This is a genomic window from Methylobacterium sp. 10, assembly GCF_000519085.1.
Classification (GTDB): Bacteria; Pseudomonadota; Alphaproteobacteria; order Rhizobiales; family Beijerinckiaceae; genus Methylobacterium.
In genome coordinates this window covers 1665992-1682735 of record NZ_KI912577.1, presented here as the reverse complement: position 1 = coordinate 1682735, position 16744 = coordinate 1665992, and the positions used below count along the sequence as shown (strand labels likewise).

Annotated in this window: 17 protein-coding genes; 7 read left to right on the top strand and 10 right to left on the bottom strand. The window is 67.5% G+C overall.

Annotated features, from left to right (window positions below):
- Positions 1–57: 57 nt before the first annotated feature.
- Positions 58–1584: a L,D-transpeptidase family protein gene (locus K368_RS0107720; RefSeq protein WP_027171877.1), complete on the top strand. Its 1527-nt coding sequence runs from the start codon at positions 58–60 to the stop codon at positions 1582–1584.
- A gap of 5 nt (positions 1585–1589) precedes the next feature.
- On the opposite strand, the gene K368_RS0107715 is transcribed toward K368_RS0107720, so the two are convergent.
- The 4 genes from K368_RS0107715 to K368_RS26560 form a co-directional block, all read right to left on the bottom strand.
- Positions 1590–1964: a VOC family protein gene (locus tag K368_RS0107715; RefSeq protein WP_027171876.1), complete on the bottom strand. Its 375-nt coding sequence runs from the start codon at positions 1962–1964 to the stop codon at positions 1590–1592.
- A gap of 223 nt (positions 1965–2187) precedes the next feature.
- Positions 2188–2550: a hypothetical protein gene (locus K368_RS0107710; protein WP_018045358.1), complete on the bottom strand. Its 363-nt coding sequence runs from the start codon at positions 2548–2550 to the stop codon at positions 2188–2190.
- A 146-nt stretch (positions 2551–2696) separates the two neighbouring features.
- The gene (locus K368_RS0107705) at positions 2697–3749 is read right to left on the bottom strand and encodes an alpha/beta hydrolase (protein WP_197030995.1); all 1053 of its coding nucleotides are present in this window, start codon (positions 3747–3749) and stop codon (positions 2697–2699) included.
- Complete coding sequence (locus K368_RS26560) at positions 3746–3997, bottom strand: hypothetical protein (RefSeq protein WP_155935059.1); 252 nt, start codon at positions 3995–3997, stop codon at positions 3746–3748. Before K368_RS26560 ends, K368_RS0107705 begins: the two co-directional genes overlap by 4 nt.
- On the opposite strand from K368_RS26560, the gene meaB reads away from it, so the two are divergent.
- From meaB to K368_RS0107690, 3 genes are all read left to right on the top strand, one after another.
- Complete coding sequence (meaB, locus tag K368_RS0107700; RefSeq protein ID WP_027171874.1) at positions 3984–4988, top strand: methylmalonyl Co-A mutase-associated GTPase MeaB; 1005 nt, start codon at positions 3984–3986, stop codon at positions 4986–4988. The two genes, K368_RS26560 and meaB, sit on opposite strands and share 14 nt — an antisense overlap.
- Positions 4985–5617 carry a peptidase C15 gene (locus K368_RS0107695; protein ID WP_027171873.1) on the top strand — a complete coding sequence of 211 codons (633 nt, stop codon included), beginning with the start codon at positions 4985–4987 and terminating at the stop codon, positions 5615–5617. Before meaB ends, K368_RS0107695 begins: the two co-directional genes overlap by 4 nt.
- A gap of 128 nt (positions 5618–5745) precedes the next feature.
- Positions 5746–6090 (top strand): CsbD family protein, encoded by a 345-nt coding sequence (locus K368_RS0107690; protein WP_027171872.1) that lies wholly within the window; start codon positions 5746–5748, stop codon positions 6088–6090.
- Between the two features lie 69 nt (positions 6091–6159).
- On the opposite strand, the gene K368_RS0107685 is transcribed toward K368_RS0107690, so the two are convergent.
- Genes K368_RS0107685 through K368_RS0107675 form a run of 3 tightly spaced genes read right to left on the bottom strand, consistent with a single transcriptional unit; the run spans position 6160 to position 8869 of the window.
- On the bottom strand, positions 6160–6945 hold the full coding sequence (locus tag K368_RS0107685) for a 3-hydroxybutyrate dehydrogenase (protein ID WP_027171871.1): 786 nt from the start codon (positions 6943–6945) through the stop codon (positions 6160–6162).
- Between the two features lie 26 nt (positions 6946–6971).
- Positions 6972–7715, bottom strand: a complete 744-nt coding sequence (locus K368_RS0107680; protein ID WP_027171870.1) for an acetoacetate decarboxylase — start codon at positions 7713–7715, stop codon at positions 6972–6974.
- Positions 7716–7750: 35 nt separating this feature from the next.
- A complete protein-coding gene (locus tag K368_RS0107675; RefSeq protein ID WP_027171869.1) occupies positions 7751–8869 on the bottom strand; it encodes a patatin-like phospholipase family protein in 1119 nt (372 codons plus the stop codon).
- Between the two features lie 281 nt (positions 8870–9150).
- Between K368_RS0107675 and K368_RS0107670 the strand changes: the two genes are divergently transcribed.
- The gene (locus tag K368_RS0107670) at positions 9151–10113 is read left to right on the top strand and encodes an acetyl-CoA carboxylase carboxyltransferase subunit alpha (protein WP_027171868.1); all 963 of its coding nucleotides are present in this window, start codon (positions 9151–9153) and stop codon (positions 10111–10113) included.
- A 379-nt stretch (positions 10114–10492) separates the two neighbouring features.
- Positions 10493–12058 carry a murein L,D-transpeptidase family protein gene (locus K368_RS24220; protein WP_245259533.1) on the top strand — a complete coding sequence of 522 codons (1566 nt, stop codon included), beginning with the start codon at positions 10493–10495 and terminating at the stop codon, positions 12056–12058.
- Positions 12059–12329: 271 nt separating this feature from the next.
- On the opposite strand, the gene K368_RS0107660 is transcribed toward K368_RS24220, so the two are convergent.
- The 3 genes from K368_RS0107660 to K368_RS0107650 form a co-directional block, all read right to left on the bottom strand.
- Entirely contained in the window at positions 12330–12575 is a 246-nt protein-coding gene (locus K368_RS0107660) for a hypothetical protein (protein ID WP_027171866.1), read from the bottom strand.
- Between the two features lie 131 nt (positions 12576–12706).
- Complete coding sequence (locus K368_RS0107655) at positions 12707–13423, bottom strand: PhoH family protein (RefSeq protein ID WP_026176203.1); 717 nt, start codon at positions 13421–13423, stop codon at positions 12707–12709.
- Between the two features lie 437 nt (positions 13424–13860).
- A complete protein-coding gene (locus K368_RS0107650; protein WP_027171865.1) occupies positions 13861–16266 on the bottom strand; it encodes a UvrD-helicase domain-containing protein in 2406 nt (801 codons plus the stop codon).
- 141 nt (positions 16267–16407) lie between these two features.
- Here K368_RS0107650 and K368_RS0107645 point away from each other — a divergent pair, with 141 nt between their 5' ends.
- Positions 16408–16659 (top strand): hypothetical protein, encoded by a 252-nt coding sequence (locus tag K368_RS0107645; RefSeq protein ID WP_027171864.1) that lies wholly within the window; start codon positions 16408–16410, stop codon positions 16657–16659.
- Positions 16660–16744 lie beyond the last annotated feature (85 nt).

Genomic DNA, 16744 nt, shown 5'->3' with positions numbered 1-16744 from the left:
AACTTGGTAACCATCCCGCCCGCATGATCCGACCCTGTCTGCTCACGAGGGCTGCCTGTGTCGTCGCGTTGCGTCGTGTTCCCGTCGATTCTGAGTGCCGGCCTGTCGCCGCTGGCGCTGATGCTGTGTCTGACCGGTGCTGAGGCCGAGCCGGCTCCGGTTCTCCCGGAGGCGACGCCTGCTACCGCCAAGCCCGCTCCCAAGGCAGAGGCCGGTCCGAGACCCGACGCCGCTCCGAAGCCCGAACCGGCGGCGGGGAACGCCGCGCCGCAATCCGCACCTCTTGCACAAGGTGCGGAGCCGGCACCGGCGGCGCCGAAGAAATCCCGAGAGCTGCCTCCCCTCGTGGTGGCGCGGGTCTCGGACGACCCTGTCCCGACGCTTGCCCCCTCGACCTTCCTCGACACGTTCCGCATGGCCGAGCGCTACCAGGCCATCGTCGATGCCGGCGGCTGGGGCACCCTACCCGTGGACCTGACCATCAAGCCGGGTGCCCGCGACCCGAACATTCCTGCGCTTCGCCAGCACCTCGTCCTCACCGGCGACCTGCCGGCCGGCGTGCCGAGTTCCGACGTGCTCGACCCCATCCTCGTCTCGGCGGTGAAGGCGTTCCAGGCGCGCCACGGACTGCCCGAGACCGGCATGGTCGGCCGCCAGACGGTGACCGCCCTCAACGTGCCGGCAGCGACCCGCCAGCGCCAGCTCTCGGCCTCCGCCGCGCGGCAAATCGGCTCGAACTTTCCCTACGGTGACCGGTACGTAGTGGTGAATATTCCCTCCGCAGCGGTCGAGGCGGTGGAGCGGGGCGTCGTGGTCCGACGCTACGTGGCCGTGGTCGGCAAGCCCGACAAGGCGACGCCGCGGATCGAGGCGCGTATTACCGACGTGAACCTCAACCCGACTTGGACCCTGCCGGTCTCCATCATCAAGAAGGAGATCATCCCCAAGATGCGGAAAGACCCGGGCTACCTCGCCCGCGAGCGCATCCGCATCTTCGGCCCCGGCGGCACGGAGGTCGATCCGACCACGATCGACTGGGCCGGCGAGAAGGCCGCGAACTACACGCTGCGCCAGGATTCCGGCCTCGACAACTCGCTGGGGCAGGTCCGCATCGACATGCCGAACAAGCAGGCCGTGTACATGCACGACACGCCGTCGAAATCGCTGTTCGCGCGGGAGGTCCGGTTCCACTCGCATGGCTGCGTGCGGGTGGCCCAGGTGAAGGAACTGGCGGGCTGGCTCCTGGAGGGCACGACCGGACCCAACGGCCCCGGCTCGACCTGGGGGCCTATGGAGATCGAGGCCAACATCGCCACCAACGAGCGGCTTGACATCAAGCTGCCGAAACAGATCCCGGTGACCTTCGTCTATCTCACCGGCTACGCCACCCCGGACGGCCGCGCGCATTTCCGCGATGACATCTATGGCATCGATTCGCCGGCGGTGCCGATGCGGGACGCGGTCATGACGGGCTCCATCACACCGAAGAAGGTAGCGCCCGCCGTTCCGGCGAAGGCGCCGGGCAACGCCCCGGTGCCGCCCGGCCTGATTCCGCAGAAGGCGGCGCGACCGGCCGCGAACTGACCGGATCAGCCGCGCTGCAGCAACTCGATTCGGACCCCGTCCGGTCCGTCGAGGAAGGCGGTGCGAAGCCCGGGACGGACGTCGGTGATATCGATGACGAAGGTGACACCACGCAGCTTAAGATCGGCGACCGTGCCGTCGAGATCGTCGACTGCCAGGCCGATATGCTCGATGCCCCGGTTCGGCGGCCTGGCGGCTGGGCCGGCCTCGGGCGCATGCTCGATGAAGAGGGTGAGCCCCGACAGGTCCAGGACGACGCGCGTCACGGACGGCGCACCCTCGCGGGCGACCTCGCGGGCGCCGAAGGTCTCCACGTAGAAACCGGCGGCCGTCACGGCGTCCCGGCTGCGAAGATGGAGGTGTTCGAAGCGGAAGGTCATACGGTTCTCGCTCTGTGCCGAGACTCGTCGCCGGCATCGAGTCCATGCCGTGATCGAGACCTTGGCCCCGGTCCCGGCGGATGCCCCAAGGGGATCAGGGGCATCTCTCAGGAGCCGACGTCAACGGATGGCAGGGCGGATCGCGATACAAGGCCCCGCCCGTGTCCGGGCGAGGCGGTCGGCGGGAGTCGATCCTACAACGTAGGCCCCCCTGGATCAGGCCTTACGAATCGAGGCCGGCATCCTCGTCGATATCCACGAGGAACACGATGTCGGCGTCGTCCTCGCCGTCTTCATCCTCGTCCTCGTCGGGCTCTTCGGCGCTCTTGGCGTGGCGCATGTCGGGCTCGAACGGGGCGTCCTCCTCCGAATCGTCCTCGGCCAGGGCGTCCTCGAAGATCTCGATCTCGTCCTCGGTGGCGGGGCGGATCTTGAGCTCGGATGTGCCGTTCCACAGCACCTTGCCGTCGCTCTTCATCGCCTGGATGTCTTCCTTGAAGCCGTCGCAGGTGAACAGGTCGCGAGCGGTTTCCTCGGTCCCGTTGATGACCGCGATGGCCACGCCATCGATATCGAGAGTGAACATCGCACAATCCTCATTCTGGGCGCGCCGGGAGGCGGCCGCGTCGGCGTGGGAATCGTCAGCCCGACAGCCGCCCGTGTAGGGGCGAACGGGGCCGAGGCCAAGACCTCAAGACGAGACCACTTGCGTTGCCCGTTGCGGTGCAACGTTCAGGCGCCGCCCGCCGCCCGGCCGATGGCGCGCTTGACCACGCCCTGGACCTCCGGATTCGACAGGAACAGGTCGTGGTTGATCAGGCCGCCGCCGTAATCCGAGGCGTCGGCCACGCGGACCCCGAGGGCCTCCAGGCGCTCGCGGTCGGCCGCGCCCGCACGCACGATGCCGCCGGCGATGGCACCGGAGAGTTCGAGCGCCCGGTCCTTGGTGGAGGAGATCACGGTGATCTTCGACACGTCCGGCCCCATCCGCTCCACCGCCCCGGTGAACAGGTCGATGTCGATATCGGGGGCGGCGAGCACGATGGCGCCTATGCGTGCCATCGCCGCCTCGCCGGCCTCGGCGCGCAGCATGCGGATGGTCTCCAGGGTCAGGAGCGTCCCCATGGAATGCGCGACGATGTTGATGCGCCCACCGGAGGGCGAACTCGCCAGCGATTTCAGGAGATCCTCGAACGCGTCGCGCGACCACAGGGCGCTCTCGCGGTCGTAGCCGTAATCGAAGGTGGCGGCGGCGGACGGCCAGGTGAACAGGGCCGAGGCGCCACGGAAATGGATGCCGTCCGAAAGCCTGGCCGCGCTCACCGCCGCGGAAGCGAAGCTCTCGCGGTAGCCGTGGACGTAGATCAGCACGTCGCGCCCGAAGGCGGCCTGGGTGAAGGCCGCCGCGGCGCCCGCCCCCGTCTCCACCTGCGGCACCGCCGTCACCGCCCAGTCCCCGCTGACCACGGAGGAGACCTGGCCGATGAGCGAGCGGTCGGGGGCCGAGAGGCGCACTTCGGCGAAGCTCAGGCCGCGACCGCGCTCGGAGCTGAAATACGGGCTCTTGGGTGGGTTGCCCACTGGCTTGCGCGTGGTCGCCACCAGCAGGATCGGGCTGACGTCCAGATTCGATTGCCGCTCAGGGCCGGTGCCCCCGGTGACGAGCCCGTCGGTGACGCAGCCGGCGAGGCCCGGCGTGAGGCCCGCGACGCCCAGAAGGGCGGCGCCGCGGATCAGCGAGCGGCGGGTCTGCGATAGCGCTCCCGGCATGCGGTTTCGGATCATGGCGTGTCGACGGCCCCGTGATGGCCCGGCGCTCGGTCCCGGCTCTCTCGTCCTACCCTGTCGGCGACGATCGTGACCATGGCAGGGCGCGGGCGTGGCGGAGGGGGATGTGAATTGCGGGCAGAGGCCGGTCCGTGGCCCGGCAGGTACAGGTACTCCCGCGCCAGGTACTCCCGCGCCAGGTACTCCCGCGCGACGACACGCGCCCCCTCGACGAAACCGGGCCGGCCCGGCATGAAGGGGCTCATGGCTCTTCCTCCTTCCCTCGACCTCGACTCCCTGCGCGAGCGGTTGCTCGCGGGCGACCGTGCGGCTTTGGCGCGGGCGATCACCCTGGCCGAATCGAAACGGGCCGATCACCGGGCGGCGGCACGCGACCTCATCGACGCGGTGCTGCCGCAGACCGGCACCGCGATCCGCGTCGGCATCACCGGGGTGCCGGGGGTCGGTAAATCCACCACCATCGACAATCTCGGCGCCAACCTCACCGCCGCCGGGCACAAGGTCGCGGTGCTGGCGGTGGACCCGTCCTCCAGCCGTACCGGCGGGTCTATCCTCGGCGACAAGACCCGGATGGCGCAGCTGGCACTCGATCCCAACGCCTTCATCCGTCCCTCCCCCTCCTCGGGAACGCTGGGGGGCGTGGCCGCCAAGACCCGCGAGACCATGCTGCTCTGCGAGGCGGCGGGATTCGACGTCATCCTGGTGGAGACGGTGGGCGTCGGCCAGTCCGAGACGGCCGTGGCCGATCTCACCGATTTCTTCCTGGTGCTGATGCTGCCCGGCGCCGGCGACGAGTTGCAGGGCATCAAGAAGGGTATCCTCGAACTCGCCGACATGATCGCGGTGAACAAGGCCGACGACGGCGAGGGCGAGCGCCGGGCCAATGCGGCGGCCGGCGAATACCGGGCCGCGCTCCACATCCTCAGCGCACCGAGTTCGAGCTGGACGCCCCCCGTCGTCACGATCTCCGGGCTCAACAACAAGCGCCTCGACGCGATGTGGGAAAAGGTGGTCGACCACCGCAACAAGCTCACGGCCACCGGAGAGATCGTCAAGAAGCGCCGGGCGCAGGACGTGAAGTGGATGTGGGCCCTCGTCCACGAGCGCCTGCACCAGCGCCTCGTCGGCTCGCCCGAGGTGCGCAAGCAGACGGCGGAGGCGGAAGCCGGCGTGGCACGAGGCGAATCCTCCCCGGCCGCCGGGGCGGAGACCATCGCGACGCTGATCGGGCTGTGACGCGGGGACATCTCCTCGTCACCGGCTTCGGCCCCTTTCCAGGCATGCCGCGCAACCCGAGCGAGACGCTCGCCCGGCAGGTCGGACATCTCGGCCGGCATGGCATTGCGGGGTTTTCGGTGCGCCTGATGATCCTGCGCACTGCCTATGCGGCGATCCCCGAAATGCTGGAGCCGGCCCTCGCGGAGAGGCCGGCGGCCGTGCTGATGATCGGCGTCGCCGGCCGAGCCAAGCGCGTCCGCGTGGAAGCCCGGGCCGTCAACCGGACGAGCCGGCTGTTTCCCGACGTATCGGGGCGAATGCCCGCGACCCTCAGCCTCGACCGGGACGGGCCGGCGCAGCGCAGGGCGCCGATCGCGGACCGCGCCCTCGTGGCCCTGCAGAATCACGGGGTCGCCGCGATCCCGTCCGTGAATGCCGGGCGCTACCTCTGCAATGCCAGCTACTTCCGCGCCCTGGGGGAGACCTGCCCGGTCCTGTTTCTGCACATTCCTCCGGCAAAGCCCGGCTGGCGACGCGGGACCAGGCCGGCCATCGGCCGGCGCGATCCCTCCGCCACGTTGGCGCGGGCGGTGGCCGAAGTGGGGCGCCGGATGCTCGTGGCCGCCCGGCGCCAGACCCCTGCGTAAACCGCTCGCTCAACAAAAACGCACCGCCATGGTGCTCTTCGACCACTTCGCACGTTCTGTGACCATCGGATGCGGGCGCCGCCTTGGAAGCGCCGATCACGCGTCTTCGATTTTCAAGGAGCAGACCAATGGTTGATACGGATCGGGTCGTCGGAGCGGCCAAGGACCTCGGCGGCCGCGCACAGAGCGCCATCGGCGATGCCGTCGGATCGTCGCGGACGTCGGCTGAAGGCCGCTACCGCGAGGCGGAAGGCCGCGCACAGGAGGTCTACGGCCAGGCCAAGGACACCCTGCGCGACGTCGCCGACAACGTTTCGGATTACGCCGGCGAGGCCTACGATCGCGGCGGCTCCTATGTCCGCGACGGCGCCCGCGCCGTGGAGAGCCGCGTCGAGGAGAACCCGCTCATCGCCCTGGTGATCGCCGGAGCCGTCGGCTACGGCCTCGCCCTGCTGCTGCACGGCCGCCGCTGAGCCTTCACGGCCCGTAGCCTGTGGATCGCCCTGCCTCGCCTTCCGGCGAGACAGGGCTTTCTTTGCCGCCTATTGCGCGGTCCAGCCGCCATCCATCGGGATGTTGGCACCGGTGATCTGGCTGGCGTGGTCGGAACACAGGAACACGGCCAGCGCCGCCACCTGCTCCACCGTCACGAATTCCTTGGTGGGTTGGGCCGCCAACAGCACGTCGTTCATGACCTGCTCCTTGGTCAGGCCCCGCGCCTTCATCGTGTCGGGGATCTGCGCCTCGACCAGCGGCGTCCAGACGTAGCCCGGCGAGATGCAGTTCACGGTGATGCCGTGGGTGGCGAGTTCGAGGGCGGCGGTCTTAGTGAGGCCGGCGATGCCGTGCTTGGCCGAGACATAGGCCGACTTGAACGGCGAGGCGACCAGCGAATGCGCCGAAGCGGTGTTGATGATCCGGCCCCATTTGCGCGCCTTCATGCCGGGGATGGCATAGCGCATCGTGTAGAAGGCCGAGGAGAGGTTGAGGGCGATGATCTGCTCCCACTTCTCCGGCGGAAAATCCTCGATCGGCGAGACGAACTGGACGCCGGCATTGTTCACGAGCACGTCGACCGAGCCGAAGGTCTCTTCGCCCAGGCGGATCAGCCCCTCGATCTCGCCGGGCTTGGTCAGGTCGGCCGGGGAATAGGCCGCCTTCACGCCGAATTCCGCCTCGATCCCGGCGCGCTCCTTCTCGATGTCCTCGGGCTTGCCGAAACCGTTGATGACGACGTTGGCGCCCTCCTTGGCGAAGGCGCGGGCATAGGCGAGGCCGATGCCGCTGGTGGACCCCGTGACGATGGCGGTCTTGGATGTCAGGATCATGGAAGCCTCTTGGGTCTACTGAGGGATCAGGCGAGATAGTCGTGCAGCACCTGCCCGTAGGGCAAGGTGAAGTCGACGATCATGTGCCGACCGCCGACGATGCGCTTCACCGGCAGGTCCGCTACCCGGCAGTTCACGTGCGGGATGAGGTCCAGGCGGGCCTCGCCGTCCCAGGCGCCGTGGACGGTGATGTCCTCCAGGCGATAGCCCACGAGCTGGGCCACCTTCGGGGCGCCGGTGACGTCGGGGAGGAGTTTGAGATTGACGTTGAGGCGGCCGAGGCCGGCCTTCACCGTGTCGAGCTCCTTCTCCAGGCTCTTGTGCTTGTAGGTCATGGTGCCCATCGCCACCCGCTCCTCGTCGTAATGGAGGGTGCCGGTGAGGGTGTCCTTCGTGACCTTGAGGCGCGGCACGCCCCATTTCTTCGGGAAGCCCCAGATCTCGCGGCCGGCGGTGATCGGCGGCTCGTCGTCGAGATACATCTGGATCGAGAAGTTGCAGGCCTCGCCTTTATAGGTGGCGATGGCGCCCGAGCCGCTCTCCTCGTAATCGCCGAAGCCGGAGGAATCCGGCATCTTCATCCACTCGTAGTAGACGAGGTTCTCCGGGTGCGGCTCGAGGGGCTCGGGCAGCGCCCGGCGCAGGGCTTCCGCATCCGTCTCGTAGGTGATGATGAGGTATTCGCGCCTGAGAAAGCGATACGGCCCGCGCGGATAGCTCGGGCTGAAGGCGGGCATAGAGGGGACGTGCAGGATCTCGTCGCGGGTCATGCGTGGGGGCTCCCGGGTAGAAGGTCGGTGCGGGGTCAGTCACGGGCGTCCCGCGTCAGGTCGAACACGGCGACACCGGTCTCGTCCTGCACCCGGTTGCGCCAGTCGGGGGAGCGCAGAGAGCGGCGCATGTCACCGGCACCCGCCGCCCAATGTTCGAGCATGGTGGCGCGGGAGAACTCGTAATCCTTCGAGTTCCCCTCATAGGCCTTCCGCCGGTAGATCAGCTGCATCACCGTGGTGAAGTTGGCGTGGGTGACCTGGCGCAGGTAGGTGACGTCCTCGTCGCTCATCAGCTCCGGCGGCAGCTTCTCGGCGAGGCGCCGGAACGCGGCTTTCGCCCTGCGGGCTTCGAGATTCTTGTCGGTGTTGAGCCGGGTGCGGCTCGAGAAGCGGATGTCCTTCTCGCGCTCTGCCGATTCGATGAGAGTGCGGGGCATCGGCCCGCGCGCTGCGAACAGGTCGACCTGATAGACCACGAGGTCGCGGGTGCGCTCCTCGTCGAGGATGTACTGCAACGGTGTGTTCGAGACGATGCCGCCGTCCCAATACTGCTCGCCGTCGATGGTCACCGGTGGAAAGCCCGGCGGTAGCGCGCCCGAAGCCATGATGTGCTCCGCCGTGATCCGGTCGCAGCGGTTGTCGAAATAGACGAAGTTGCCGGTGCGCACGTTGACCGCACCGATGCTGAGCCGGGTCCGGCCCTCGTTGATGAGGTCGAAATCCACGAGTCGTTCCAGCGTCGCCTTCAGCGGAGCGGTGTCGTAATAGCTCAGCGCTTCCGGCGCGCCGGGTGGGTAGAGGGTGGCCGGGGGAAAGCGCGGCTTGAAGAAACCGGGCACGCCCACAGTGGCGATCCAATTGGCGCTGGCCTCGTTGAAGGCCGCCCGCGCCTGCTCACCGGGGAACCAGGGCGAGCCCATCACGCCGGAAGAGACCTGCTCCCAGAACGCCTTCAGCCGCTCCACGCGGCGCTCGGGCGGGTTGCCGGCGATCAGGGCGGCATTGATGGCGCCGATGGAGATGCCCGCCACCCAATCGGGCGCGATGGCCTCCGCCGCCAGTATCTCGTAGATGCCGGCCTGATAGGAGCCGAGAGCCCCGCCGCCCTGGAGCACGAGGACATGGGACTCACCGCTGGAAAACTCTGTCACGGGCGCGGACCTCTCAAGGACGTCCCTCGACGCCGTTCACCGGTTAAGCAGGGTGGACGTCGAACGATCACGGCACCATGACCCAAGGCCGAGCCGATGACCATCGTCCCGCACTGCGAAGGCGGGCTCGGAAAACCGGGATGGTTGACAGGCGGTGTTCCTTCGCCAACACCGCCGGGCCAGCCGCGGCTTTTCCCGCCCGCCCCGGACGCCTCCCGCCGCCGTCATGCCCGGCACGGCCCCACGGCGCGCCGACGGCGACGAACAAGGATCTCTGACCGATGTCGGTGACGCGCTCCTATCTCGATTTCGAGAAGCCGGTGGCCGAGCTCGAATCCAAGCTGGAGGAGCTGAGGACCCTGGCCGCCCGCGACGGGGCGGTCTCCATCAGCGAGGAGGTCGGCCGTCTCGAAGGCAAGGCCGCCGCCGCCCTGTCGGACATCTACGCCACCCTGACGCCCTGGCAGAAGACGCAGGTGGCTCGCCATCCGCAGCGGCCGCACTTCATCGATTACTGCGCCGGCCTGATCACCGAGTTCACGCCCCTGGCCGGGGACCGCCATTACGGTGAGGACCAGGCCATCGTCGCCGGTTTCGGCCGTTTCGAGGGCCGCGCCGTCTGTGTGCTCGGCCAGGAGAAGGGCTCCACCACCGAGAGCCGCCTGCGCCACAATTTCGGAATGGCCAAGCCCGAAGGCTACCGCAAGGCGGTGCGGCTGATGGAGATGGCCGACCGGTTCGGCCTTCCCGTCCTCGCCTTCGTCGATACGGCCGGTGCCTTTCCCGGCATCGAGGCGGAAGAGCGCGGCCAGGCCGAGGCCATCGCCCGCTCCACCGAGACCTGCCTCGGCCTCGGCGTGCCCAACGTCGCCGTGGTGATCGGGGAAGGCGGCTCGGGGGGCGCCATCGCGCTCGCCACCGCCAACCGCGTCCTTATGCTCGAACACGCGATCTACGGCGTCATCTCCCCCGAGGGCGCGGCCTCGATCCTCTGGCGCGACCAGGGCCGGGCGGCGGATGCGGCTACCGCCATGAAGATCACGGCCCAGGATCTCCTACGCCTCGGAATCATCGACGGCATCATCCCGGAAGCCACCGGCGGCGCCCATCGCGGCCGCGACGCAGCGATCGCCAACACGGGCAGGGCCGTGGCCAAGGCGCTGGCCGAATTCGACGGCCTGAGCCCCGACGAGATCCGCGACCGACGGGCGGCGAAGTTCCTCGATATCGGCCGCAAACTATAGGTTCGACCTGTGATGCGTCGTTTTGGCGCATCATGTTCAGGGAACCGATAAGGACACTGTTAAATTCCGCCCTGCCCGCTGGTCCGGAGCTCCCCGCTCTGAGCGCCATGCCTCCACGCGCCCCATGCCGGAAGCGGAAATACCAGTGGAATCAAATCGGTTGCCTTCCGGCCGGCCCCCCTGACCGTCGATGCCGACCGACACTTTGCGGCAATGTGTTGCTCACACTGAGGAAGCCAGCGAAATCCACATCTCGCCGCGCCGGCCATTTGCGTCTTCTTGCGGTAACAACCGGGTAAGTTTAACGACGCTATTGGGTTGGGGAGTGGCGTTCGACGGGCGAGATCCCGCGAGCGCATGAATGAGGACGGGGTTCCCCATGGCTTTGCGCCCGCTGGCTCTACGCTTGGCTACGGCTGCCGGTGTCGTTGCGCTTGCTCTCTCCCTCACTGCTTGCCAGGATGGCTCGATGGGCGGCGGCGTGCCGCTACGCGCCCTCACACCCGTTCCGGCCAAGACCCTGGCACTGATGGCCCAGAAGGGCATGTCCGCCAACGACCCCATCCTGATCCGCGCCTATAAGAAGGAAGCGGAGATGGAGGTTTGGAAGCGCGGCACGAACGGCCAGTACGCGCTCCTCAAGACCTTCCCGATCTGCCGCTGGTCGGGGCAACTCGGCCCCAAGACCAAACAGGGCGACCGGCAGGCTCCCGAGGGGTTCTACACGGTGACGCCGGGGCAGATGAACCCGAACTCGTCCTATTATCTCTCCTTCGATACCGGCTACCCGAACAACTACGACCGGGCCAACGGCCGGACCGGCAACTACATCATGGTGCACGGTACCTGCTCGTCCTCAGGCTGTTTCGCCATGACCGACGAGTCCATGGGTGAGCTCTACGCTCTGGCGCGTGATTCCTTCGCCGGCGGGCAGCGCGCCTTCCAGTTCCAGTCCTATCCGTTCCGGATGACGGCCACGAACTTCGCCAAGTATCGCAACGACCCCAACGCGCCGTTCTGGAAGAACCTGAAGGAAGGCTCGGATTATTTCGAGGCCATGCGCGAAGAGCCGCGCGTCAACGTCTGCGGCACACGCTACGTCTTCGGCGGACAGGACGTGGCCGCCGGCTCATGCTCGCCGAAGGTAGACACGCTCGTCGCCGAGAAGCGCGCCCACGACAACCAGCAGATCGCCGAACTCATCGCCAAGGGCACACCGGCGACCAGGGTCGTCTATGACGATGGCGGCCAGAATCCGGTCTTCCGGCCGCAGGCACCCGCCTCGACCATGGCCTTCGCCAACCTGACGAAGAAGGACGAGCCGGAGGCGCCCTACGACCCCAAGGAATACGCCCGCCACCATCTCGGCGAGGTGAGCCGGCCCGAGAGCCTGGCCGCCGGCGAGAGGGAGGTCGAGGTGGATGCCAAGGGACGGCCGGTGATGCTGGCCTCCGCCGAGGCTCCGATCCCGACCAAGGCCGCAGCGGCAGCCCTCAAGGGGGCGTCCGACAAGACCAAGCCCGGCAGCGTCGTCGCAAAGACGAACGCGGCGCCCGAACCGTTGAAAGCCGCGACGCCGACGCGCATCCTGGTGGCCGATGCCGATGTGGATTCACCCTCGTACACGAAGGTCCTGGGCAGTCTCTTCACCGGCAAAGCCTCACCGACGCCCGCGACTCCGTCAGCCGACGCCGCCACGATCCCGGCAGCCGCCGCGGCCCCTGAGACGATCCAGCCGGCACCTAAATCCGGCAAGGCCATCCATACCGCCCACGCGATCACGGTGCCGACGGTGACCGGCGCCGTGGGACAGAAGGCCAAGATCGCGGCCGAGCCCGCGAAGGCCGGAAAACCTCAGGCGGCCAAGGCCGCCCCCGCCAAGGAGGCCACGGCCAAGGACGGCCTGGTAAAGGATGGCGCGGTGAAGGCGACGCCGAAGCTCTGATACTCGCTTTGGCCGAATAGACACTTCACGACATTGATCCGCTGGACCCCGGATCGGGTTGCGCTCGTGCTCCACCCATCCGGGTACGCAGGTGGCGCTCCTCCGAGCGTACCATTCCGAGAGGTCCACAGTACCTGCGGAGAGTCTTCCGAGACTCAGCGCGTGATGCACCGCAACACGGCGCTCTCTTCGATTCGATGCGCGAAGACATCCGATGGTCCAAAAAAAAGGGCCCGTCAGGGCCCTTTCGTCGTTCAGATCGCTGCTGCGATCACATGCGGTGCATGCGGCGGTGGTGCATCATGCGGTGACGCATGTGGTTGCGGTGCATGCGCATGTGGTGACGACGGTGCATACGGCGATGCATCCGGTGCTCCCCACGGTGCATCCGCACGGGGGTGACGGTCTCGGAGGAGGTGACGCCCATCGGGGCGCCGGGCGCGGCCGAAGCGCTCGTCGCGAGGGCGCCGGCGCCGAGGCTTCCGACCATGGCAAGCGCGAGAATCAGCTTCTTCATCGGGCGTTTCCGTTCTCTTTTGTCCGAGCGCGACGCTTGGAATAACCTCTCTAGCAGGAGCAGGAGAGATGATTACCGCACGTCGGTCCGTGCGGCGGGTCGGGTTCGGCCCGCCGCAGACAACACTCGGATTAGAGTTTCGTTTCCTCGAAAGCCCGCACCCATTCGGCGCAGATGCCCGAACGGACAATGTCGTCGAGAGTAAATTCGACGATGGGGACCTGCATCATACGGCTTTTCACGAGGTGGATCACGGTCCGGAGGCCCGATGTCTCGCGCAGGTCGGTCTGGGATACGTCGCCGTTGATGATGACCTGGCAATCGTCGCCGATGCGGGTCAGGAACATCTTGATCTCGGCGGTGGTGGTGTTCTGCGCTTCGTCGAGGATCACGAGGCAGTTCTTGAAGGTGCGTCCGCGCATCACCTCGAAGGGCACCACCTCGATGTCGCCGGTCTTCATGGCGATCTCGTAGGCGGCGTCACCCATGCGCTCTTTCATGGTCTCGGTCAGCGGCGTGACCCAGGGCGCGATCTTTTCCTCCAAGCTGCCGGGAAAGAAGCCCAGCGAGCGGCCCGACGGCACGTTGGGACGGGTGATGATGACCTTGGCGATGCGGCGCTGGCGGAGCTGATCCGCGGCGCGGGTTCCGGCGATGTAGGTCTTGCCGGTGCCGGCGGGTCCGAGGACGATGACCTGCTTGCTGACGGCGAGGGCATCCAGGTATTCGGCCTGCCGGACGGTGAGAGGCTGAATAGGGCCTAAGTTACGCTCGTCGTCGAACCGGGTGCGGTGCAGTCGCACCGGGCGGTCTTCTACCAGCTCAAGTCGTGTGCGCCGTCTTTTCATCGATCAACACTCCAACTGGACTTGCCAACTAGGGTTTAACTGATCTTCGACCTGCCTACGCGTCCTGCCCTCGATAAGGTTTGCTACACTATCTCCCACAATCATTAACAAGAGAATTCGGCGGCAGGTCTTTCAGTTCCAGATGTCGCCCCACCACCTGTGGACGACTTAGCCTGTAGGTGACGGGCTCCCGGTGCGGCAAGCCACGAATCACCCACGCACACACCATGCCGCGCCTGTGGCGACAGGGGCATGACGGCACGAAATCCTGGACGTGTGCCCGGATTTCGTGCCCGGAACGCGGAGATGACGGAGGTTTCAAGTTTTCGACAGGTGAGATGTCGGAACGACGAAGCATCCATCTCGACCACGGCCCTTCACGAGGGGCGAAACCGGCCGGGACCGCACGACGTGTCGCATGCGGCCGGCGGCGTGCTTCACCCTGGCTGGATGAAGCTGTCGAGAACCATCTTGCGGCCGGCCTTATCGAAGTCAACGGTCAGCTTGTTACCGTCGACGGCCGCTACGCTGCCGGGGCCGAACTTGGTGTGGAAGACTCGCATACCGTCCGAAAACGCGGACGGCGCGCCCGTCGACTTCGCCACGAGCTCGCCTTCGATCTGGCGCGGGCCGCCATTGCTCCGGCCGGGCGAGGACGACCTTCCGAAACCTTGTCCGCCCCCGCCTCCGAACCCCTGGTTTCCCGCGGTGTTGGCCTGCGCCCGCTGCCAGCCCGGCGTCGCGTAGGACGATCCGAACGGCGCCGGGTTCCGGTCGAAGCGCGAGGCGCCAGCGGAGAAATGCGCCGGGGCGTCGACCACATCGACGGCGTCGGCGGGCAATTCGTCGATGAAGCGGCTCGGCACCGTCGAAGACCATAGGCCGTGGATGCGCCGGTTCACGGCAAACGACAGCTTGGCGCGCTTGCGCGCGCGGGTCAGGCCCACATGGGCGAGGCGGCGCTCTTCCTCCAGCCCGGCCCGGCCGCTCTCGTCGAGCGCCCTCTGGTTCGGGAACAGGCCGTCCTCCCAGCCAGGCAGGAACACCGTATCGAATTCGAGCCCCTTGGCGGCATGCAGCGTCATCAGCGAGACCCGGTCCGCCCCCTCCTGCTCGCTCGCCTCCATCACCAGGGAGACGTGTTCGAGGAAGGCCGCCATGTCGGGGAATTCTTCCATGGAGCGCACGAACTCCTTGAGATTTTCGAGACGCCCGGCGGCATCGGCGGATTTGTCCTTCTGCCACATCTCGGTGTACCCGGATTCCTCCAGGACGGTCTGGGCCACCTCGGAATGGGGCTGGGTGCCGACCATCCGCGCCCAGCGCGAAAAGCTCTCCACCAGGGCGCGAACACCGGAACGGGCGCGGGGCTTCAGCTCGTCGGTCTCGATCAGGCTGCGCGCTGCCTGGAGCAGCGGCACGCGCTGCGAGCGGGAATAGCCGTGCAGGATCTGCAGGGTGGCATCGCCCAGGCCCCTCTTCGGGGTGTTGAAGATGCGCTCGAAAGCGAGGTCGTCGGCCGGGTTCATCGTGACGCGTAGATAGGCCAGGGCATCGCGGATCTCGGCGCGCTCATAGAAGCGCGGGCCGCCGATGACCCGATAGGGCAGGCCGAGCTGGACGAACCGGTCCTCGATCTCGCGCATCTGGGCGGAGATGCGCACGAGCACGGCGATCTCGGAGAGCGGATGTTGCTTGGCCTGCAGGCTCTCGATGGATTCGCCGAGCTGGCGCGCCTCTTCTTCCGAATCCCAGGCGCCGGACACCGTCACCTTCTCGCCGGCCACGTCCTCGGTGCGAAGGGTCTTGCCGAGACGGCCCTCGTTCCTGGCGATGAGCCCCGAGGCGGCGGCGAGGATGTGGCCGGTGGAGCGGTAGTTGCGCTCCAGCCTCACCACGATCGCGCCGGGAAAATCGTGCTCGAACCGCAGGATGTTGTCGACCTCCGCTCCGCGCCAGCCGTAGATCGACTGGTCGTCGTCGCCGACGCAGGCGACGTTGCGGTGGCCCTGGGCCAGCAGGCGCAGCCAGAGATACTGGGCGACGTTGGTGTCCTGGTACTCGTCCACCAGGATGTAGCGGAAGCGCTGCTGGTAATTGGCCAGCACGTCCGGGTTCTCGCGCCACAGCTTCAGGCAGAGCAGCAGGAGATCGCCGAAATCGGCGGCGTTCAGGGTCAGGAGCCTGGCCTGATAGGCGGTGTAGAGGGCGCCGCCCTTGCCGAAGGCGAAGGCGCTCGCCTCCCCGGGAGGCACCTGCTCGGGCAGGAGCCCGCGATTCTTCCATCCGTCGATGGCCGAGGACAGGGCGCGGGCGGGCCAGCGCTTCTCGTCGATGTTCTGGTCGACGATGACCTGCTTCATCAGGCGAAGCTGGTCGTCCATCCCCAGGATCGTGAAGTCGGATTTCAGGCCCACCATCTCGGCGTGCCGGCGCAGGATCTTGGTGCCGATGGAATGGAACGTGCCGAGCCAGGGCATCCCCTCGCCGGCCGGGCCGATGAGAGCACCGATGCGGTGCTTCATCTCGCGGGCGGCCTTGTTGGTGAAGGTCACCGACAGGATGTCGAAAGGCCGCGCCTTGCCCGTCGAGACGAGATGGGCGATTCGCGTGGTGAGCACCCGCGTCTTGCCAGTGCCCGCGCCCGCGAGGACGAGGACCGGCCCCTCCGTCGTCTCGACGGCGCGGCGCTGCTCGGGGTTCAGCCCTTCGAGATAGGGTGAGCCCTGCGGCCTGAGGGAGGCCATGGCGCGGGCGGCGATGGAGCTCTGCGCGGCCTCGGCCGCCACGCCGGAGGCCGGCGCCGGCACGGACGCCGCCGCTGCGTCGGGATGCTGTTTCATGCTGCCTCCCTGGACCAAAACGCGAACGGCGTCGAGGGTCGGGACAAAGGGGCCGCCCCGCCCTCGCCCGCAAACGGAACTCCGGTTTCATCTCGGGCGTCGTCTCACCATATCCCGGCCGTCATCACAGAAGGGTCCGCCATGCGCACGAGTTCCTTGTCCGTCCTCTCCCTCGCGGCCCTGGCCGGCGGTCTCGCTTTGTCTCCCGCCATGGCCCAGTCGCCCGGCACGCGGTCGCTGAACGAGACGAATGACCGTCTTGCCAGACAGAGCGAGATTCGCGGCGTCCGGCACCAGCAGCAGTTCGAGAACAACCAGATCCGCATGCAGATGCAGCGCAACGAGATCACCCGTCCGGCGCCGATCGGCCCCGGCATCGGCCCACGCCGCTGATCGGACCGGTCAAGCGTGAACCCCGGCACCTGTTGACCGCGGGGTTCGACCCTGGCGCGCATCCGGGATCGGTGTGCTATGCCGC